Source organism: Clostridium sp. RTP31139st1_H3_RTP31139_211217 (genome assembly GCF_040227035.1).
Taxonomy (GTDB): Bacteria; Bacillota; Clostridia; order Clostridiales; family Clostridiaceae; genus Clostridium; species Clostridium saudiense.
The window spans coordinates 73,077-93,979 of sequence record NZ_JBCOAB010000002.1 but is presented as its reverse complement, the minus strand read 5'-3'; the positions used below and the strand labels follow the sequence as shown (position 1 = coordinate 93,979).

19 protein-coding genes are annotated in these 20,903 nt (G+C 27.8%); 3 read left to right on the top strand and 16 right to left on the bottom strand.

Annotated elements, in window-relative coordinates; genetic code table 11:
* Positions 1-47 precede the first annotated feature (47 nt).
* Both ABUA17_RS01405 and murG read right to left on the bottom strand, forming a co-directional pair.
* Positions 48-476, bottom strand: a complete 429-nt coding sequence (locus ABUA17_RS01405; RefSeq protein ID WP_055274855.1) for a flavodoxin domain-containing protein — start codon at positions 474-476, stop codon at positions 48-50.
* 138 nt (positions 477-614) lie between these two features.
* Entirely contained in the window at positions 615-1,694 is a 1,080-nt protein-coding gene (gene murG / locus ABUA17_RS01400; RefSeq protein WP_349817936.1) for an undecaprenyldiphospho-muramoylpentapeptide beta-N-acetylglucosaminyltransferase, read from the bottom strand.
* 292 nt (positions 1,695-1,986) lie between these two features.
* On the opposite strand from murG, the gene ABUA17_RS01395 reads away from it, so the two are divergent.
* A complete protein-coding gene (locus tag ABUA17_RS01395; protein ID WP_042394329.1) occupies positions 1,987-2,163 on the top strand; it encodes an alpha/beta-type small acid-soluble spore protein in 177 nt (58 codons plus the stop codon).
* Between the two features lie 78 nt (positions 2,164-2,241).
* Here the strand turns inward: ABUA17_RS01395 and recJ are convergent, their stop codons facing one another.
* The 11 genes from recJ to ABUA17_RS01340 form a co-directional block, all read right to left on the bottom strand.
* On the bottom strand, positions 2,242-3,990 hold the full coding sequence (gene recJ, locus ABUA17_RS01390) for a single-stranded-DNA-specific exonuclease RecJ (protein ID WP_195955186.1): 1,749 nt from the start codon (positions 3,988-3,990) through the stop codon (positions 2,242-2,244).
* Between the two features lie 119 nt (positions 3,991-4,109).
* Positions 4,110-4,652: a DJ-1 family glyoxalase III gene (locus tag ABUA17_RS01385; RefSeq protein ID WP_055274851.1), complete on the bottom strand. Its 543-nt coding sequence runs from the start codon at positions 4,650-4,652 to the stop codon at positions 4,110-4,112.
* A gap of 193 nt (positions 4,653-4,845) precedes the next feature.
* Positions 4,846-7,761: a DNA topoisomerase IV subunit A gene (locus ABUA17_RS01380; RefSeq protein WP_195951362.1), complete on the bottom strand. Its 2,916-nt coding sequence runs from the start codon at positions 7,759-7,761 to the stop codon at positions 4,846-4,848.
* A gap of 20 nt (positions 7,762-7,781) precedes the next feature.
* The gene (locus ABUA17_RS01375; protein WP_055274846.1) at positions 7,782-9,731 is read right to left on the bottom strand and encodes a DNA gyrase/topoisomerase IV subunit B; all 1,950 of its coding nucleotides are present in this window, start codon (positions 9,729-9,731) and stop codon (positions 7,782-7,784) included.
* Positions 9,732-10,295: 564 nt separating this feature from the next.
* Positions 10,296-11,642: an NADP-specific glutamate dehydrogenase gene (gene gdhA / locus ABUA17_RS01370; RefSeq protein ID WP_042394341.1), complete on the bottom strand. Its 1,347-nt coding sequence runs from the start codon at positions 11,640-11,642 to the stop codon at positions 10,296-10,298.
* A 255-nt stretch (positions 11,643-11,897) separates the two neighbouring features.
* On the bottom strand, positions 11,898-13,037 hold the full coding sequence (locus ABUA17_RS01365; protein WP_195949427.1) for an MGDG synthase family glycosyltransferase: 1,140 nt from the start codon (positions 13,035-13,037) through the stop codon (positions 11,898-11,900).
* Between the two features lie 67 nt (positions 13,038-13,104).
* Positions 13,105-13,638 carry a phosphatase PAP2 family protein gene (locus tag ABUA17_RS01360; protein ID WP_042394347.1) on the bottom strand — a complete coding sequence of 178 codons (534 nt, stop codon included), beginning with the start codon at positions 13,636-13,638 and terminating at the stop codon, positions 13,105-13,107.
* 176 nt (positions 13,639-13,814) lie between these two features.
* Positions 13,815-14,429: a DUF2238 domain-containing protein gene (locus ABUA17_RS01355; RefSeq protein WP_042394351.1), complete on the bottom strand. Its 615-nt coding sequence runs from the start codon at positions 14,427-14,429 to the stop codon at positions 13,815-13,817.
* Positions 14,430-14,448: 19 nt separating this feature from the next.
* Positions 14,449-15,417, bottom strand: a complete 969-nt coding sequence (locus ABUA17_RS01350) for a rhomboid family intramembrane serine protease (RefSeq protein ID WP_349817937.1) — start codon at positions 15,415-15,417, stop codon at positions 14,449-14,451.
* 2 nt (positions 15,418-15,419) lie between these two features.
* Positions 15,420-17,216, bottom strand: coding sequence for an oligoendopeptidase F (gene pepF, locus ABUA17_RS01345; protein ID WP_042394357.1), 1,797 nt, complete (start codon positions 17,214-17,216; stop codon positions 15,420-15,422).
* A 36-nt stretch (positions 17,217-17,252) separates the two neighbouring features.
* Positions 17,253-17,651, bottom strand: a complete 399-nt coding sequence (locus tag ABUA17_RS01340; protein ID WP_042394361.1) for a DUF6762 family protein — start codon at positions 17,649-17,651, stop codon at positions 17,253-17,255.
* A 162-nt stretch (positions 17,652-17,813) separates the two neighbouring features.
* On the opposite strand from ABUA17_RS01340, the gene ABUA17_RS01335 reads away from it, so the two are divergent.
* Positions 17,814-18,263 carry a hypothetical protein gene (locus ABUA17_RS01335; RefSeq protein WP_042394365.1) on the top strand — a complete coding sequence of 150 codons (450 nt, stop codon included), beginning with the start codon at positions 17,814-17,816 and terminating at the stop codon, positions 18,261-18,263.
* A gap of 40 nt (positions 18,264-18,303) precedes the next feature.
* On the opposite strand, the gene ABUA17_RS01330 is transcribed toward ABUA17_RS01335, so the two are convergent.
* From ABUA17_RS01330 to ABUA17_RS01320, 3 genes are all read right to left on the bottom strand, one after another.
* The gene (locus ABUA17_RS01330; RefSeq protein WP_042394368.1) at positions 18,304-18,573 is read right to left on the bottom strand and encodes a hypothetical protein; all 270 of its coding nucleotides are present in this window, start codon (positions 18,571-18,573) and stop codon (positions 18,304-18,306) included.
* 10 nt (positions 18,574-18,583) lie between these two features.
* Positions 18,584-19,033: a sensor histidine kinase gene (locus ABUA17_RS01325; RefSeq protein ID WP_052330574.1), complete on the bottom strand. Its 450-nt coding sequence runs from the start codon at positions 19,031-19,033 to the stop codon at positions 18,584-18,586.
* Positions 19,034-19,109: 76 nt separating this feature from the next.
* Entirely contained in the window at positions 19,110-19,601 is a 492-nt protein-coding gene (locus ABUA17_RS01320; protein ID WP_042394698.1) for a DUF1648 domain-containing protein, read from the bottom strand.
* Positions 19,602-19,927: 326 nt separating this feature from the next.
* Between ABUA17_RS01320 and ABUA17_RS01315 the strand changes: the two genes are divergently transcribed.
* Positions 19,928-20,785: a patatin-like phospholipase family protein gene (locus ABUA17_RS01315; RefSeq protein WP_242858411.1), complete on the top strand. Its 858-nt coding sequence runs from the start codon at positions 19,928-19,930 to the stop codon at positions 20,783-20,785.
* Positions 20,786-20,903: the final 118 nt, after the last annotated feature.

Sequence of the window (20,903 nt, the reverse complement as noted above, 5' to 3'; positions counted from 1 at the left end):
ATTTATCACAGGCTTAAACACTATTTGACAATAAAAATTTATTAAAACTATTGTTGACTTAATAATTTACCAAGTTCTTTAGCAATTTTTAAATCTTCTTTTTCAACGGAATCTTTAACAGTAAATTTTGACAAAATCTCAAATCCATAATCTTCCATCAAATTCCCCCATTTATCAATAAACTTAGCATCACGCCATCCACATGATCCGAATAATACTAAAGGTTTATTTTTAATATTTAATTCACTTAAGCTATTAATAAAAGGCTTCATATCTATTTCTTCTATTTCATCGTTTATCATTGCTGGACTTCCTAATGCAACAGCATCAGCTTCTAATATATCTTCAATAGTAGCATCTGCAACGTGTTTTGTTTCAACTTCAACTTCTTTAGAATTAACACCTTCACTTATAGCATTTGCTAAAATTTCTACATTTCCACCATTACTCCAATATATTATTGAAACTTTTTTCATTTTCAGCACCTCTTATACTTTTGTTTTATTTTTGTTAAATTTTCCATTACTTTCATTATATAACAGTATTTTTTTTTTTCAAGTTCTTTACTTTCATATTTTAAAAATATTTTCATTGAAAACGGTTAAACACGCAAATTACTTTTTATTTATACTTTTCATAATAACATTTAAAATTGCATCAACACCATTTTTCATTTCACTATTTGTCATGTTTTTTATAAGCTCACTTTTTTTACTTCTTAATTCAAACAATCTTTCTAGCAAATTATGTTTTTCCATCATCTCATCTTCGTCTAACACTAATGAATATCCTTCTTTAGCAAATGAATTAGCATTTAATATTTGATCCCCTCTACTACTTTTTTTAGATAACGGAATTAATAAAGTAGGCTTTCTTAACGCTAGTAATTCAAATATTACATTTGCCCCTGCTCTTGATATTACAAAATCAGCATATTGAAGTAAATGTGGCAAATCTTCTTTTACATATTCAAATTGCTTATATCCATCTAATTCTTCTAATGACTTATCTAAATTTCCCTTTCCACAAATATGAATAATATTAAAGTCCTTTAATATTTCATGAATATGATATCTTACCTCATCATTTATACTTTTTGCTCCTAAACTTCCCCCAATAACTAAAATTACTTCTTTGTCATTATTAAAATTACAAATCTTCTTTCCAGTAATTCTACTACCTTTTAATATTTCTTCTCTTATTGGTGTTCCTGTTAATTCACCTTTTCCATCTTTAATATAATTTAAGCTTTCCCTAAATGTAACACATAGTTTATCACAAAATGGAGCTGATAACTTATTTGCAAGACCTGGTGTTAAATCTGATTCATGCGAAACTACTGGTATCTTTTTCATTGATGCAGCTATAACAACTGGAACAGCCACAAAACCACCTTTTGAAAAAATAACATCTGGTTTCTCTTTAGATAATATTTTATTTGCTTGCACTATTCCCTTCATCACTTTAAATGGATCAGTGAAGTTTTTCATATCAAAATATCTTCTTAATTTACCTGATGAAATTGAAAAATATGGTATCCCTGCATCACCAATAATTTCTTTTTCAATACCTTCATAACTCCCAATATATTTTATTTCAAATCCTTTTTCCTTTAACTTTGGAACTAAGGCTAAATTAGGAGTTACATGTCCTGCAGTACCCCCACCAGTCATTATGATTTTATACTTACTCATTAAAACACCTCATTAATTATTTGTACTATGAATCTTAATTGTTAAAACCTCATAAATTTATACAATTAATATTTTAAGAGAAATAAAATAAAAAAATAACTCATTTATTTTAATTTTTAACCAAATTATATGTCTTAATTCCTTATTTTTTTATTTATATTTAATTTTCTCACTCGCCAATATATATTCTACCACTAACCCAGTATTTTTCCACCTTTTCCTCCAATTAAATATTATACAAACTTTTTTATTGGATAAGCTATTAACATAAAGATATAAGGAGATGATTTAAATGGCACAATTAGTTCCAGAAGCTAAAGACAAATTAGCAAAATTCAAAAACCAAGTTTCAACTGAAATGGGAGTTCCTTTTACTGATTACAATGGTGACTTAACTTCAAAACAATGCGGTAGCGTTGGTGGAGAAATGGTTAAACGTATGGTTGAACAATACGAAAAAGGAATTTAATATTGTAAATATTTTAATAATAAATAAAGGTATCTTATTATATAGATACCTTTATTTATTATTTGGATTTTATAACTACTATACCCTTATATTTTGTATCAATAACTGGACACTTTTTCTACCATTATATTCGTTGATATCTGGAAAATATACTATATCTATTTTTACCATATTAGTCTGCCCATTAAGCATTTTATTATATTCATACTCGCCAAATTTATTTTTAATTATTTCTAAGGCCACTTCAATATCACCAAAATAAATTCCGTCTATATTTAAGTATCCATCAGTAAGATTTAATTTTAAAACATTATTATTCTTTCCTAAAATCCTAGCCGCTTTAACCATTAATCCTTTAACAGCAAAATTAGGCTTTGGATTTCCCTTTCCATATGGTTCTAATAATGCTATTTCATCTATTAACTTATAATTTATTTTATTAATCGGAAGCGGCATATCAATTGATACCTTTGGTATAATATCTTCATCACTTAATGTTGTTACCTCATTTAGCTTTTCTCTAAATTTATCTATATTTTCACTTGGAATAGACATTCCTGCAGCCATTGGATGACCACCAAACTTTCCAAGCAAATCTTTACACTTTAATAATTCCTCGAACATATTATATTCTTCAATTGACCTACCAGATCCTTTAGCACCTTCATGAGCCTTTGTTAATATAATTGTTGGCAAGTTATATTTTTCTCTAATTCTACCTGCAATTATACCTGCAATACTTTCATGAACATCTTCTAAATAAACAACAAGCACCTTATCTTTGGCCATATTGTTTTCTTCAATTATCTTTATGGCTTCCTCTAATCCTGTCTGAGTAAGTTCTTGCCTATCCTTATTCAACTCATTTAATTTTTTAGCTAATTCTTCAGCTTCATTTTTATCTTTTGTAATTAATAACTTCAATGCCCATTCAGCCTGTTCAAGCCTCCCTGATGCATTTATACTAGGTCCTATAACGAATCCTAATGAGTAAACCGTTATTTCCTTTCCTTCTAATCCAGTTTCTTTAAATAAAGCTCTAAGTCCTATATTACTCGTATTATTAATTCTTTTAAGTCCCTCTTTAACTAATATTCTATTTTCAGAAACTAAATCAACAACATCACAAACCGTTGCTATGGCTACATATTGAATTAAATCATATAACTCTTCATTAGGAATATTAAATTCTTTATAAAGACATTGTACAAATTTATATGCTACTCCAGCACCACAAATTTTATCAAATTCATAATTACAATTTTCTTGTTTAGGATTTAATACATAATCAGCTTCTGGAACTACATACTTTCTTACATTATCTTCTTCAATAAATGGTACATCATGGTGATCTGTAATAATTACTTTAATTCCCAATTCTTTAGCTAACTTTACTTGTTCTATTGCTGCAATTCCATTATCACAAGTAATTATAATATCAATATTATCCTCACTAGCCTTTTTAATTATACTTTCATTAATTCCATATCCTTCTTTTATCCTATCAGGAATATGAAAACTTACATTTCCACCACATTTACTTATAGCTGTATAAAGGACATATGTACTTATTACGCCATCTACATCGTAATCTCCAACTATAAGTATTTTTTCACCTTTAATAATACTATTCCTCATTAATTCAACTGCTCCGCTCATTCCAAGCATATCTGTTGGATTATGAAGTTCACCTATAGATGAGCTTAGGTATTCTTTTGCTATATCTAAATTATATATTCCCCTATTAACCATAAGCTTTGCAACTGTATCACTAATACCTAATTGTTGTGCAAATTTTACAGTATCAAACTTTACGTTTCTAACCATCCATTTTTCCAAAAAAACACCCCCGTTACTTTAGTTGATAGTTAATAGTTAGTAGTTAAAAATAAAGTCAGCTTAAGCTGACTTTATTTCCATAATTCTTAACTATTAACTCAAAACTATTAACTATTAAAAAGCATTGCTTTTTTAATTTGTTCAACCTTTTCTGGTAATATATGATTTAATATTTCAAATGCAAATGGTATAGCAGCTGCTGGTCCTCTTCCTGTAATTATGTTTCCATCTACAACCACAAGTTCATCTTTATAGTTGCATCCTACTAACTGATCTTCGAATCCAGGATAGCATGTAGCATTTTTTCCATTCACAATTCCTAATTTTCCAAATGTAATTGGCCCTGCACAAATTGCTGCAACTATTTTACCTTCATCATAAAATTTCTTTACAATTTCATTCACTTTTTCATTATCTCTTAAGTTAACAGCCCCTGGCATACCACCTGGCAATATCACTACATCATAATTATAAATTTCATCATTTAAAACTTCATCAGCTCTTATTGTAATTGAATGAGATGTTGTTACTTCTACTTCATTAATTCCAAAGGTAGTACAAGTAACACCTGCCCTTCTTAAAATATCTACACTTGTTAATGCTTCAATAGTTTCAAAGCCTTCTGCTAATAAAACTGCAACTTTTTTCATTTTAAAACACCCCTTTATATTAATTTATAGTTATAAGTTTATAGTTAGGAGTTATAAATGAAATCTCCTAAGGAACTTCTTTTTTAACATTCATTATATTAGGCATACCTATTTGTTATATAATATCTAAAAACTTCTTACTATTGTAACAAGTATCCATCATATATAACTTTTAACTCCTAACTCAAAACTATTAACTAAATTGCACTTCTGTTATTTCATCATCTAAGCTAATGACCATAACATTAGTACCTCTTCCTGCCCTATTTTGAATTCTTATTTCTTCAGTTGAAATAGTCTTTTTCTCTTTGCTACTTGTAATTAAAACAACTTCAAAACTTCTGCTAGTATCTACAGCTATTTCATCGCTATTATTAGATGTTATATCAATTATTTTACCATAAATTACTTCATCATCTTCTTTTAAACTTATTCCAGTAACCCCTGCTGCTATTCTTCCCATTGGATTAACATTATCACTTAGGAATCTAATTGCCATACCTTTTTTGCTTATTATTAATACTTCACTTTCAGAATAATCTTCAATACATACAGAAATTACTTCATCATTTTCATATTTAAATTTATAGGCCTGCCATATTGAATAATTTCCATCATATTCTTTTAACGAAGTCTTCTTTATCATTCCCTTTTTAGTAAAGAAATAAACCATATTTCTTTCATCAAAATTCTTTATTGAATGCACATCGATTATTTTTTCATTTTTAGAATATCCATCAATAATATTTTCTAATGAAATTTCTTCTTTAACAACATTTGAAATTAGGAATGATGGTATCTTATAAACATTCCCCTTATTAGTAAATAATAATAAAGTACTTATAGAATCAGTATTTACCTTTAATCTATCACTAGCTTTTGCTCTTGCAAAACCTTTTAAACTTCCTTTAGCCGTTACCCCAACACTAAATGTCATAAACTCAAATTCATTTAGATATTCAACTTTAATTATTTCATCACTTTCTATTAGATTGAATAATTGTGTACCTAAAATATTTCTAGGTGTATCTTCTATCTTAGGAAGTTCTAAGCTAAATTTTAATCCTAATTTAGTTTCTACTTTTAAGAATTCTTTTTCTTCATTATTATCTAAAATCTCTATATCTAATACAAATTCATTTTCTTTTAATTTAATAGCTTGAATTTTACTGTAATTAGTTTGGAATTTATCTAAAGTACTCTTTTTGATTATACCTCTATTAGTTATAAACTGAACACTCTTATTAGAATCTAAAACTCCTACTGATATAGCTTCAACTATTTTTTCATCATCACAATTTAAAGTTTTAATTATAGAATCTATTCTTTCTCCTTTTTCTTTCCACTTACCTTCAGGAATATTTATACCTTTAACTTGATACATATTTCCCTTATCAGTAAATAATAGAATATTTTCAGTAGTATTAGACTTAAATAAGAATTTAAGTTCATCTCCCTCTCTATATTCAATATCTTCTGCCTTTGCATTAGATCTTTGATAAGTCCTAACTGGAATTCTCTTAATAAATCCATCTTTTGATAAAGTAACCATAACATCTTCAACTACAATAAGCTCTTGTAAATCAATTTTAGCTTCACTATCATCTTCAACTATCATAGTTCTTCTAGGATTTCTATATTTATCAGTTATTTCTTTTAATTCAGTTTTTACAACATTTAAAAGAGTCTTTTCATCAGATAATATTTTTCTTAACCTCTTTATAGTTTTTTCAAGTTCTGCATATTCCTTTTGGAACACTTTTATTTCAAGACCTGTTAATCTATAAAGCATAAGTTCTAAAATAGCTTCTGCTTGCATTTCTGTAAATCCAAACTTTTCAACTAGGTTAATTCCTGCATCCTTTTTAGATTTTGATTCTCTAATAGTCTTAATTATTTCATCTAAAACATCAATTGCTTTAATGAACCCTTCAACTATATGGAATCTTTTTTCTGCCATTGCAAGCTCTTTTATACTTCTTCTTGTAACTATATCCTTTTGATGATTAACATAATGAGTTATTATTGTCTTTAATCCCATAGTTTGTGGCTTTCCATTTGCTAAAGCCACCATATTAAAGCTTACATTGCACTGTAAATCAGTCTTTTTAAATAAATATTTTAATATCTTATCTGCTGTATCATAATCTGCTGCCTTTTTCAACTCAACAACAGCTCTAATACCAGTTCTATCTGATTCATCCCTAATATCTGTAATTGCTTCTAAAGCCTTTTGGTGTCTTTTATCTCCAGTCATTTCAGATATCGTTTGAAGAATCTTTGATTTATTTCTTCTATAAGGGAATTCTGTTATTACAATTCCATAACGTCCATTTTCAAGCTTTTCAATTTCTGTCTTTGCTCTTAATGTAACCTTACCTTCTCCTGTTTCATATGCAGATAATAATGAATTTTTACCTATCAGCACACCACCTGTTGGTAAATCTGGTGCCTTTATATACTCCATAAGCTCTTTTGTAGTTATTTCTGGATTATCTATATACGCTAAAACCCCATCAGTAACTTCACCTAAATTATGTGGTGGAATATTAGTAGCTAATCCAACCGCTATTCCAAAAGTACCATTAACTAAAAGATTAGGATATCTCGCTGGTAAAACCTTTGGTTCCATTTCACTATCTGAATAGTTTGGAACCATATCTACTGTTTCTTTTTCAATATCTTTTAGCATTTCCATAGCTATTGGTGAAAGCCTTGCTTCTGTATAACGCATAGCCGCAGCTCCATCACCATCCATAGAACCAAAGTTTCCATGTCCATCAAATAATGGCTCTCTAGTAGAGAAGTCTTGAGCCATAAGTACCATTGCATCATAAACAGATGAATCCCCATGAGGATGGAATTTACCTAATACATCCCCAACTATTCTAGCCGACTTATAGTATGGTCTATCTGGAAAAGCTTTTAATAAATATGATCCATAAAGAATTCTTCTATGAACAGGCTTCAACCCATCCCTTACATCTGGAAGTGCTCTATCTTTTGCTACTTCAACAGCATATGGAAGATAATTGTCTGGCATTGCCTCTTCAATTGGTATTCGTAAAATATTATTATCTTTTGGTATATTATGTACCTTCTTAGCCATAATTTATCTCCTTCCTTGCTTTAAAACTCTGCATACTTATACATATAATTCTTTCTTGGTTCAACTACATCTCCCATAAGAAGTGATACCATTTTCTCTGCCTTTGCAGCATCTTCAATAGTAACTTGGAAAAGTGTTCGTGTCTCTGGATTTAAAGTTGTATCCCAAAGCTGATCTGGATTCATTTCTCCTAATCCCTTATATCTTTGTATTAAAGCACCTTTTCCTATTTCCTTCTTAACTTTTTCTAGTTCTTCATCACTATATGCATATTTAGATATTTCTTTTCCTTTAGTAGTTTTATAAACTTTATATAAAGGAGGTTGTGCCAAATAAAGATGACCATTTGCTATTAAAGGTCTCATATATCTATAAATATAAGTCATCCATAAAGTTCTAATATGGAATCCATCTACATCAGCATCACTCATAATAATTATTTTATCGTATTTTAAATCTTCTTCTTTATAATTATCTAAAGTCCCTGTTCCAATAGCTGTATTAAATATTTTAAGCTCTTCAGATGCTAGTACATTTTCAAGCTTTTGCTTTTCAGTATTCATTATCTTACCTTTAGAAGGCATAATAGTTTGGAATCTTCTATCTCTAGCTTGCTTTGCCGATCCTCCCGCAGAATCTCCCTCAACTACGATAAATTCATTAACAGTATTATCTTTTAAAGTACATACTGCAACTTTTCCTGCTAATGGTGCAGTACCTTTACCTATTTTTTTCTTTTCAGCTTCATTAATCTTCTTAATTTTTTCTCTTCTTTGCGCAGCTGCAAGTGCATTATTTATAAGACTTGAAGCAACCTCTTTATTATCTTCTATCCATTCACAAAGCTTAGTATAAGCTAAATCATTCATCATAGTATAAGCTTCAGAACTTCCAAGTTTAGTTTTAGTTTGGCCTTCAAAAACAGCATTAGTTATTTTTATTCTAACAATTGCTGTCATACCTTCTCTTAAATCATCACCTTCAAAATCTTTATCTTTTTCCTTAACAAGCCCTAACTTTTTAGCCCATTCTTTAAACGCTCTAGTCATACCTGTCTTAAAGCCTGATTCATGAGTTCCAGCTTCTGTCGTTGGAATATTATTAACATAACTTGCAATATATTCAGTTGTAGAGTCTGTAAACTGCATACAAACTTCACCATACATTGAAATATTATTTATTGCTCTTTCTCCTTCAAATAAAATAGGAGTTGCATGAATCGGAGTCTTACTTTCATTTAAATAATCGATAAAATCAAGCAATCCTCTTTCTGAATAATATTCCTTTCTGACTTCTTCATCTTTTCTACTATCAATAAGCTCTAATCTTATTCCTTTATTTTGGAATGCTAATTCTTGTAATCTTTCATCAATGATATCGAATTTAAAATCTGTTGTTGAAAATATTTCATTATCAGGTTTAAATGTTACTCTTGTACCTGTATCATTAGCCTTTCCTACAACTTCTAATGCTGTAACAGCTGTCCCTGGCATATCTTTTTTTAATTCTTTATCATAAGCATATTCAAATCGCTGCTTATAAATTTTCCCATTTTGATGAACTTCAACTTCTAACCATTTAGATAATGCATTTACAACTGCAGCACCTACACCATGTAATCCACCAGAAGTTTTATAATTTTTATTATCAAACTTACCACCAGTATGTAATTCAGTAAATACCATTTCAACCCCTGATTTCTTTTTAACAGGGTGAATTCCTGTAGGTATTCCTCTACCGTTATCTATAACAGTTACACTTTTATCTTTATTTATAATTATAGTTGCTTTATCGCCAAATCCATTAGATATTTCATCTATGGAGTTATCTAAAATCTCCCATATACAATGATGTAATCCCTTTGTTCCAGTTGACCCTATATACATTCCTGGTCTTACTCTTACAGGCTCCAGTTTTTCTAAAGATGTCAAATCCGTTACATCATATTTACTATTAACTTCATTATTCATATAAACCTCCAAAATTATAACCTATTCACATTTAAGTAATAATTTAGATATAATTATATAGCTTCCTAATATCAAAATCAAACTAATGTTCTTTATTAACCCTATAATTTTATCATATTTTTTTATTTAAAAGAAATTTTTTATTTATTTAATTTTAAATCCTTTATATTTCACGGTATTTAATTATAATCTATTATATAGTAATTAGCCATTACAAAAATTTAATTTAGTTTAATTCATTTGCTTAACTTATTTATATATTATCCTTATTATTTAAAAATACAAAGTATTTTACTTACACTAATGCATTATATTTCAAAAAATCTATAAGTACAAACTTTATAGTAAATAATTTAAAATTAAAATCAAACTTTCCCATCAAATCTTTTTTCTTTTATTATAAATATTTCAAAAATTTTATTTTCATTTTTTTAACATGTCTTTACTTTTTTCCTATCTCATTCAATTTAATATACTTTTTATTTACGCAAAAAAATCAAACTTTCTTATAGTTTTCACTAAATGAAAGTTTGATTTTTAAAAATATATTATAAACTCAAATTATTATACAATTCCTTGTGCCATCATAGCATCAGCAACTTTCTTAAATCCTGCTATATTAGCTCCCATTAAGATATTGCCTTCATGCCCATACTCTTTAGCTGCAGCTGCAGAATTATTATAAATATTAATCATAATACTCTTAAGCTTAGCATCTACTTCTTCAAATGTCCAAGCCATTCTCATACTATTTTGAGACATTTCTAAAGCCGAGCAAGCAACTCCACCTGCATTAGCAGCTTTTGCTGGCCCAAATAATACTCCATTACTTTGTAATACTTCAATAGCATCTAATGTTGATGGCATATTTGCACCTTCAGCAACAACTTTAGTTCCATTTTCAACTAATATTTTAGCTGATTCTGCATCTATTTCTCCTTGTGTTGCACAAGGAAGAGCCACGTCACATTTAATAGTCCAGATTCCTCTGCATCCTTCAGTATATTTTGCTGTAGGAACATAATCTAAGTACTCTTTTATTCTTCCTCTTTTAACTTCCTTAATTTCTTTCACAGCATCAAGGTTAATTCCATTTTCATCATAAATATATCCATTTGAATCACTTAACGCAACAACTTTTGCCCCTAATTCTGTTGCTTTTTGAGTTGCATATATAGCAACATTTCCTGATCCTGAAATTACAACTGTTTTCCCTTCTAAAGAAAGTCCATTATCCTTCATCATTTCATCTGTGAAGTAAACTAAACCATATCCAGTTGCTTCAGTTCTTGTTAAGCTTCCACCATAAGATAATCCTTTTCCTGTTAAAACACCTTGATCATTTGCATTTCTTATTTTCTTATAATATCCATACATATAACCAATTTCTCTACCACCAACACCAATATCTCCTGCTGGTACATCGGTATCTAAACCAATATGCTTACATAATTCAGCCATAAAGCTTTGACAGAATCTCATTACTTCTCTATCTGACTTTCCTTTAGGATCAAAGTCAGATCCACCTTTTCCTCCACCTATAGGTAAACCAGTTAATGAATTCTTAAATATTTGTTCAAATCCTAAAAATTTAATTATACTTGCATTAACGCTTTTATGGAATCTTAATCCACCTTTATAAGGCCCTATTGCACTATTAAATTGAATTCTATAACCTCTATTTACTTGTACATTTCCGGCATCGTCAACCCAAGGTACTCTAAACATTATTTGTCTTTCAGGTTCTACAATTCTTTCTAGTAAACCCTCTCTGATATATTCTGGATGTTTATCAAATACTGGTACTAAAGAAAGCGCAACCTCTTTTACTGCATCCAAAAATTCCTTTTCATTACTATTTCTCTTTTCTACTTGTTCTAATACACTTAAAACATATTCTTTTCCTGTCATAAGTTTACCCCCTTAAAATTTTATTACCAATTATAATATTACACTATTTTACTTATCTTTCCCATATAAATATAATTATTTATCTTCTTTTTTAACTTTTCCACTATCCTAATCTTATTTTTATTAAAATATCAATTTCAAATAAGTTACAATCTAAATAAAACTCAAATAAACTTTTTAAATATTTTATAAAAAAATATATAAAAATAAATATTCCTCTGTCTAGTCAACAGAGGAATATTAAATTTATATACGCTAATTATCATTTTCTATTAAATTATTATTAGCTATAAGTTCATTTATTAACAAAAATATATTTTTAGTAGAATCATTTTTATCAAAAGACTTACAAGCTTCTTTCATATTTTCTAATTTGCCTTCATCTTTTAACAATTCTACTATAGAATTTCTACAGCTATCTCCGTCCTTAATTCTTACCGCCATATTATGCTTTAATAAGAACTCTGCATTTTCCTCTTCTTGACCTGGTATAGCATCAAACACAGCCATTGGTATGTTACATGCTAAAGCTTCTGTAACAGTTAATCCCCCTGGTTTAGTAATGATTATATCAGAGGCCTGCATATACTTATTGATTTCATCAGTAAAATATATTAATTTAGTCTTTTTAGGACTATCATCTATTACCTTTTCAAAATTGTTATATAGCTTCTGATTTCTTCCTGTAACTAAAATAATTTGAAAATCTAAATCAATATCTATTATATTTTCATATACATCAAATACATTAGTTACACCAAAGCTCCCTGCCATCATCAAAATAGTTTGCAATGATTTATCAAATCCTAATTCTTCTAGTACTAATTGCTTTTCCTTTTCTTCAAAGAATATCTCATCTATAGGTATTCCATATGGATAAATAGTATTAACATCTACACCTTCATTAATCATTTTTCCTACCATATCATCATTAGCAACAATATAAGCATCAACTTTCTTGTTTATCCATGCCTTATGAGGTGCATAATCTGTCATTATACAAATTAATGGTATATTTATTTCTCCTTTTGATTTTAATCTTGAAACCATTTCTGTTGGAAATGGATGTGTAGTAATTATTACATCCGGTCTAAAATCATCTATTAATGGTAAAAGCTTATTAGCAAATATGTTATTTAATCTTGTAACAAAGTTTGCTAGCCTATGCTCCTTATTTGTTAAATCATATAGCTTTCCATATAATTTAGGAGTTTTGGTTGCTAAATATACATATCCTGATGTTATTGTTTTATTTAATATCGGACTAATATATAATAAACTATCTACAATTTTCACATTAATATCTTTATTTTGTTGGGTCATATAACCCTCTATTGCTTTAGATGCCCTCATATGTCCGCCTCCAGTAGATGCAGACAAAATAAGAATATTCATTTAAAGTCCCCCTAACAATTAAATTTACTTAATTAGTCAATTAACCATTATATCATAAAATTAAATATTAAAATACTATCCTACCCATAAACCCTACTACGCTTATACCACATGTAAATCCTAGCATCATTCCAAATATAACATCAGTAGGATAGTGAACCTTTAAATAAACTCTCGAAAATGCAATTAAAGTTGCAATTGGACTTACTATTAATCCTAACTTACTATTCATTTGAATAAATACGGCTAATGCAGCAAATGAAGAAGCTGTATGTCCTGATGGAAATGAATATGTTATTGGTTTATTAATTAATAAATCTTCTTCATTTTCTTCAAAGGGTCTTTTTCTTTTCACTATATGTTTAATTACCCCTTCTCCAATTATTGTTGTTAATGCTAATGCTAAAATTACTCCAATACCAACAACCCTATACTCAACCTTTAAAATTAATAATGTTGATATTATAAACCATATAATTCCTAAATTACCCATCATCGTTATAATAGGCATAACTTTGTCAAGTGTCTTTGTTTTACACTTTTCACTTATGTACTCCAATGCTCTTTTATCTATTTTTTCTAAAATATTCAACCATTTCATCCCCCATAGTATTTTTGCCCTTATTAATATTCTTTCCATAACTATATTATATAATATATATTTTATAAAGAGTTAATTTTTTGTTAACAATTACTTATAAATTTCCTTAAGTTTTTCTTAATAACGAAGCAAAAAAGTAAAAATAATGAAATTAACCCATTATTTTTACTTTTCATTTATTGCTTCATCTCTTCAATTATTTTTTCTATATATTTAATTTTTCTACCTTTAATATATAAATAAATTGGTATACTTGAAATAATCCCCATTATAGAACCACAAATAATATCCCACATAGTATCATGCAAACTATTATTTTGTGATAAAAAACCAAATAATTGATCCGTTGAAAATTCCCATATTTCCCAAACAGCCGCTCCTGCTATAGAAAATATAATAGAAAATAACACCGGTGCATATCTTTTACATGTGCTCATTCCTTTTCCATCAGTTATATGTAAAAACAATATAAACCCTATCATTCCTACAATAATTCCCGATAATAAATGTAATATTTTATCATACATCGGAATTATTTCATAAAAATTAAAAACATTTCCTAAATACATTGATCCAACTATAAAAGAAAATATTAAATAAAAACTTATTCTCGATTTTCTTAAAAATGTTTTTTTATAAACAAAATACATAAGCCATAATGCTACTGCCATTAACCCTATTCTAAATAACTTACTTCCATCATAAAATATGAAATTGCATACTGCTGTAATTATTAATATTACCATTGTGATTATATTTATTATAAGAGCCTTATCTTTGACAAATCTCATTAGAAAACTCCTTTGAAAATTAGTATATTTTCTTATTTTTTAATATGAGCGCTGAAATCATTCCAAATATTAATCCACCTATATGAGCTGAATTATCTATATTACTTATTGTTACACCTATTATAATATTTATAACTATAACCTTAAATAAATTTATTATATACTCTTTTCCTATTCTGTCTCTATTTTCAATTCCAAACATAAGCATGGCTCCAAATAAGCCAAATATTGCTCCAGATGCTCCTACACTTATAGAGTCTGAATTAAATATATAGCTAAACAAGCTAGCTCCTATAGCTGAAATTAAATATATTCCGATATATTTAATCTTACCATAAGCATACTCTACCTCTGAACCAATTATTTTTAATGCATACATATTAAATGCTATGTGAGCTAATCCTCCATGTAAAAAGGCACATGTTATTAACCTCCACGGTTGTCCATTATTTATTAATTCATTTACCTTTGCACCAAATACTAAAAGAGTATATGAATCTATATCATATATATTTCTAGATGTAATTGCTGTTAATAAATATATTAAAACATTTATAGCAATTAATATATATGTGATTAGATTATCCTTATATTTTAACTTTTTCTTTATTTCTTTTTGTTTACTATTATTAAGAATAGAAACAAGTGGTTTACAGCTATTATCGCTGTAAACTACTTGTTGTTCTTTTTCTGAATAAATTATTTTATTATATCCCTGATGAATAAATGATTCATATTCTCCTATTGCACAAATTACTACATTAAGTACTATCCTTAAAGAATAATGCTTTTCTAGAAAGGCCCTTGCTTCGTAATATTCAAAATTACTTTCATTATCCTTACATACTATAACTGCATAAATAAAATCTTTATTTTCCATTATAGCAATCCATTTATTATTTTTTAAATATTCACTATAATAATCCTTAATGTAAAATCCAGCCTGTTTGGTTAAATCCTCAAATAATGTTTTTTCTAATTTATTCATACTTATATTTCTTTCTCTAACATATCTAACAATTCATTAAATCTGTCAATTGTTGCTTCTAAAGGCTTAGATGTAGTCATATCTACCCCTGCCTTCTTTAAAATTTCTATTGGATAATCACTTCCACCACTCTTTAGGAATCCAACATATTTCTCAACTGCATTAGGTTCATTATTTAATATACTCTTAGCAAATGCTGAAGCTGCTGCATAACCAGTTGCATATTGATATACGTAAAAATCACTATAAAAATGTGGTATTCTTGCCCATTCAATATCGATATCATTATCAACTACCATATCTGGGCCAAAATATTTAACATTTAGTTCATGCCACTTTGCATTGTAATCTTCTGCAGTTAGTGGAATACCTTTTTCAAAACTTTCATGTGTATATAATTCAAATTCTGCAAACATTAATTGTCTAAATACTGTAGTTCTTATTTGCTCTAATTCTTGATTTATTAAATAAAGCTTTTTCTTTTTATCAGTTTCTTTATTTATTAAATGGTGGATCAATAATGCTTCATTTGTTGTTGATGCAACTTCAGCACAGAATAAAGTATATCCAGCATAATAATAACTTTGTTCTTTTCTTGAATAATAAGAATGTATTGAATGACCCATTTCATGTACTAATGTTGATACATCATTAAGTTCATAGTTATAATTTAATAAAACATATGGCTTAGTATCATATCCACCCCACGAATAAGCTCCTCCACGCTTTCCTTTATTAATATACTTATCTATCCATCCATCATTTATTCCACCTTGGAATATGTCTAAATATTCTTTACCTAAAGGTTGTAACCCTTCTACTGCCATTTCAACGGCTTTATCAAACTCCACTCTTTCTTTAGGCACTTCAATAACTGGAACATATAAGTCATACATATGCATTTCATCAACACCTAATAGTCTTTTCTTTAATGCTACATATCTATGAAGTGATGATAAATTTTTATCTATAGTTGCAATTGCATTAGTATAAACTTCTAATGGAATATCATTAGGCTTTAATGATGCTTCTAATGCACTATTATAATGTCTTACTTTTGCCCCAAAGTTAAATACCTTAATAGAACTAGATAATGTTGTTGCCAATGTATTTTCAAAATTTTTATATTCACCAAATAGTTTTTCAAATGCTACTTTTCTAACTTCTCTATCTTTTGATTTTATAAATGAAGAATAATTCCCTTCTGTTAATTCAACTACTTCTCCATCTTCATCTTTGATATTTCCAAACTTCATATCTGCATTAGTCATTATATTGTGTATTGCTGACGGTGCATCTAAACAATCTGAAGCAGCAGCCAATAATTCTTCTTCTTGCTTATTCAATACATGTGGTTTTTCTTTTAATATATTTTCCAATAAGAATTTATAAGGTTCTAATTCCTTATATTCATTCATTAACTTTTCAATTGTTCCATCTGGAAGTGATAAAATTTCTGGTACAACATAAGCTGTGTATGTTGCATATTCAGCCATATATGCATCTATTTTATTCATCATTGCTTGATAAGTTGTATTACTAGTATCCTCATCACTTCTTAAATGAGCATATATATATACTTTTTCTGCTTTTCTTGAAATTTTTTCGTTTACTTCAAAATATTCAATTAAAGTTTTGCCATCTCCTAATTTGCCTTCAAATTCTTTTAGTTTGGGAGCTTCTTCTTGTAATTCCTTATACTCCTTTTCCCAAGCCTCATCACTAGAATAAATTTCATTTACAGTCCACTTATCCTTTTCTTGTATTTCCTCTCTTTTCTTCACAACCTTACTTTCCATATCAATTCCTAGCCTATCTTTATAGGCTCCTCCCTTCTAATTATACTCTTCTTCTTTGCCTTCAATGTCACTAAAAGCTTTTTCCATTGCTTCTTCGATTAAATCAATACATAATGCTAATTTTTCACTTATGTACTCACGATTATCCTCATATTTAAATTTTACTAAATATGTAGGATTATATTCATCTTCAACCTCTTCAATTTCAAATCCTTCTTCTTCAAATAAGTTCATATTAAATACATCATATATTGCAGAGTATTCCCATTCTTCAACATCTTTATTTGTATCAAATTTTATATAAACTTTATCATCTAAAACGTAAAAGCTTTTTATATACTCTGCACCTTCAGATACATTGTAACTTCCAATTTCCTTAACTACAAAACCTGTTTCTTTATCTTTTTCCATTAATATTAAGCTTGAATAATCCATAATAATATTCTCCTTTTACTTATCTTTATCTTTTTTAATTTGTATTTTAATTTATTGTATCTTCATTATAAGTTTAGTGTATTAAATATACAATATTTTCTTTACTTATTTACATATTATGGTAATATATAAATATATAGTTTCTTTAATGGAGGTAGCTTTATGGATACTGTAAATACATTAAAAAATAAAAATGTAATTAAATTACGTAGTAAAAAATTACGCAGTAAAAAACTACGTATTCAAAAAACTAAAAAGTTTGCAACACTCTGTATTATATTGCTATCACTACTTATTATAGGAACCTCCATAAAAAATATGTATGTATATTTCAGATGTTCTGATTTTATTTATTCTCTAGATTATTATTTTACACATTGGAAAGATAAAGATCTTAGACTTATTGAAGTTGATTCTTTTTCTGTATTATCTAAAACTAATAATACTGTTGAAATAGAAGCTTATGGATTTGCTTATAAAAAACCTTACAAAGAGACTTATTTAATTGGAACTTTTATCGAAGATGATAAAGGGCGTTGGCATATGGAATCAGTCAAACTTAAAAATGAAGAATCTAAAATAGAAAATGAAGAAGATGTTATTACTAATTAATATAAAAAATGCACACCTATAAAATGGTGTGCATTTTTTATTAAGATTCTAATAAATTATCAAACTCTCTACTTACATTCCAAGTATGATAGTTATTTCCTTCTTTAGTGTGATTTTCTATAAAATCTTCTAAATTAACTTCAACCTCAGTAAATTCATCCAATTCAATCTTAACAGTATCATCTTCAGTAAATTCGATACTAGTAATTTCTCCTTGTTCTATTTCTTCACTACCATAGTGAAATATTACTCCTAATTCTACTAATGTATCATAGCTTTCCATTAATTTTTCAACTTTATCTTTTGTCATGTTCTTCTCCTTATACTATTACTTTCAAGAATATTATATTAAAAATTGTACCTTTTTCAAGCTCACTTTTTACATTTATACTTCCACCATGAGCTTCCATTATCTTTTTACTTAGTGATAATCCAATTCCTATACTCTTAGGATTTATAGAATTTTTTCCTTTATAAAACCTCTTGAATATATTTTTAAGTTCACATTCATCTATACCTTCACCATTATCGCCTATTGTAATACTAATAGACATAGGTGTTTCTTCAAGAATAATTTTAATTTCCCCATCAATACTAGTATGCTCTATAGCATTTTTTATTATATTACTTAAGCCTTCAGCAATCCACTTTTTATCATGAAAATAATATCCTTCACTATTAAGCGCTAACTCTATACTTTGATTTTTATCATTAGCACTTACTTTTAACGGTGCTACAGCATACTTTATACTTTCACTAAGTGGTATCATTTCTTTATTATAACTTACTGCATTACTTTCTATTCTTACATAGTGAAGTAGATTTATTTTTCTACTTCACTTTTTACTATTTATACTTAATAGCTTTATAAATATAAAATCCAATGCTACCAAATAAGATAAATAAAGATATAGGCAAAAATATTATTGATAAATTTTTACCACTACTCATTGCTGTTGATATACTCATTTGAATATAAAAGAAAATTGCTATTGTTTCTACATTTAGTACCCTAATAAAAGTACTTGCCATTAAATATTGCTTTTCTTTATTTCTTGGATTTATTTCAACCGGATAATTATATACCTGTGGAAACTTAGATAAAATTGCTATTCCTATATAACTCATTAATGCTATAGGCAACAAAATAAATATTGTATTTTTAGAACCATAAGCATCAACTTCCCCCTTAAAATTGTAATGAGTTGGTATTATATCTGGTGCCTTTCCCCAGTATATAAAAGTCATAATTACTAATGCTACAGCTAAAATTAATCCTATAATATCAAGACATTTATTAATCTTCTTATATTTATCCTTTATATCATATTTTCTCATTATTAATCTACTCTCTCCTCCAATACCCATTCTTTATCTTGTATTTGCATTATAATAACCAATTACCATTTCACATAATATATATTAGTAATATATCGTTAATTCATCAAATTAAAAATCAGCTTTTAATATCTTATCTCCTAATTATTTTAATAATATATTTAATTATTTATTACTACTTAAATGGTACAATATAACACTAGCATTCCTCAACCCTTTCCATATTACAAATCCCCTAAATATTTCAAATTATTTACTATTTAAATTTAATGATATAAAATATCTTTATGGTTATTTTTGGAATTTTATTAAAGGAGGTTATATCTTTGATAGGAGTTATTGATGTAGGTGGTGGACTTAGAGGAATATATGGCGCAGGAGTTTTTGATTTTTGCCTAGATAATAATATTAATTTTGATTATGGAATAGGTGTTTCTGCTGGAAGTGCTAATATTGCATCATTTTTAGGAAAACAAAAGGGACGAAACTTAAAGTTTTACTCTGAATACATTTTTAGAAAAGAATATATGAGCTTTCACAACCTTTTTAGGAATGGTTCTTATATTGATTTAGATTATGTTTATAGTGGACTTTCAAATTCTAATTGTGAAAACCCCCTTAATTATGATGGAATTATAAAATCAAATAGTATTTTTAAAATTGTAGCTACTAATTCATTAACCGGAGATACTATTTATTTTGATAAAAGTTCATTATCTAAGGATGACTATGATGTTTTTAAAGCTTCTTGTTGTATACCTATTGTTTGTAAGCCCTACACTATTGATGGTATTAATTATTTTGATGGTGGCCTTTCAGACCCTCTTCCTATAAAAAAAGCTATTAATGATGGATGTGATAAAATAGTACTTATACTTACTAAGCCTGTTGGCTTTGATGAACCTGATAAAACTGATAGAATATTAGCAAAATTACTTAATAAAACTTATCCAATTGCTTCTCAAAAACTTCTTAATAGACATAAAAAATATAACGAGGGTATTGAAATAGCATTAAAATATCAATCTCAAAACAAAGCTTTAATAATAGCTCCTGCTGATTGCTGTGGTGTAAATACATTAACTAAAAAAGCAGAAAATTTACTACAACTTTATAATAAAGGTTATAAAGATTCCGAATCACTATTAAGCTTCATCAAATCTGATTCTCAAGCAATTGTTTAACTAAAAAAAGTGTTGTTCACTTTTTTCAGTTAGTAGTTAAGGAATAAATTCAGCTAACTGAATTCTAAAAATATATAACCAAAAAAAACTACTAGCAATTTGATCCTTAACTACTAAC

Excerpts from the sequence above, each read along its gene's own strand:
- ABUA17_RS01405 (WP_055274855.1), bottom strand. The coding sequence starts at position 476 with ATGAAAAAAGTTTCAATAATATATTGGAGTAATGGTGGAAATGTAGAA.
- murG (WP_349817936.1), bottom strand. The coding sequence starts at position 1,694 with ATGAGTAAGTATAAAATCATAATGACTGGTGGGGGTACTGCAGGACAT.
- ABUA17_RS01325 (WP_052330574.1), bottom strand. The coding sequence starts at position 19,033 with ATGATACCACTTAGTGAAAGTATAAAGTATGCTGTAGCACCGTTAAAA.
- ABUA17_RS01340 (WP_042394361.1), bottom strand. The coding sequence starts at position 17,651 with ATGGATTATTCAAGCTTAATATTAATGGAAAAAGATAAAGAAACAGGT.
- gdhA (WP_042394341.1), bottom strand. The coding sequence starts at position 11,642 with ATGACAGGAAAAGAATATGTTTTAAGTGTATTAGAACAAGTAGAAAAG.
- ABUA17_RS01355 (WP_042394351.1), bottom strand. The coding sequence starts at position 14,429 with ATGAGATTTGTCAAAGATAAGGCTCTTATAATAAATATAATCACAATG.
- ABUA17_RS01320 (WP_042394698.1), bottom strand. The coding sequence starts at position 19,601 with ATGAGAAAATATGATATAAAGGATAAATATAAGAAGATTAATAAATGT.
- ABUA17_RS01365 (WP_195949427.1), bottom strand. The coding sequence starts at position 13,037 with ATGAATATTCTTATTTTGTCTGCATCTACTGGAGGCGGACATATGAGG.
- ABUA17_RS01380 (WP_195951362.1), bottom strand. The coding sequence starts at position 7,761 with ATGGCTAAGAAGGTACATAATATACCAAAAGATAATAATATTTTACGA.
- ABUA17_RS01350 (WP_349817937.1), bottom strand. The coding sequence starts at position 15,417 with ATGAATAAATTAGAAAAAACATTATTTGAGGATTTAACCAAACAGGCT.
- ABUA17_RS01330 (WP_042394368.1), bottom strand. The coding sequence starts at position 18,573 with ATGACAAAAGATAAAGTTGAAAAATTAATGGAAAGCTATGATACATTA.
- recJ (WP_195955186.1), bottom strand. The coding sequence starts at position 3,990 with ATGGTTAGAAACGTAAAGTTTGATACTGTAAAATTTGCACAACAATTA.
- ABUA17_RS01385 (WP_055274851.1), bottom strand. The coding sequence starts at position 4,652 with ATGAAAAAAGTTGCAGTTTTATTAGCAGAAGGCTTTGAAACTATTGAA.
- ABUA17_RS01395 (WP_042394329.1), top strand. The coding sequence starts at position 1,987 with ATGGCACAATTAGTTCCAGAAGCTAAAGACAAATTAGCAAAATTCAAA.
- pepF (WP_042394357.1), bottom strand. The coding sequence starts at position 17,216 with ATGGAAAGTAAGGTTGTGAAGAAAAGAGAGGAAATACAAGAAAAGGAT.
- ABUA17_RS01335 (WP_042394365.1), top strand. The coding sequence starts at position 17,814 with ATGGATACTGTAAATACATTAAAAAATAAAAATGTAATTAAATTACGT.
- ABUA17_RS01375 (WP_055274846.1), bottom strand. The coding sequence starts at position 9,731 with ATGAATAATGAAGTTAATAGTAAATATGATGTAACGGATTTGACATCT.
- ABUA17_RS01360 (WP_042394347.1), bottom strand. The coding sequence starts at position 13,638 with ATGAAATGGTTGAATATTTTAGAAAAAATAGATAAAAGAGCATTGGAG.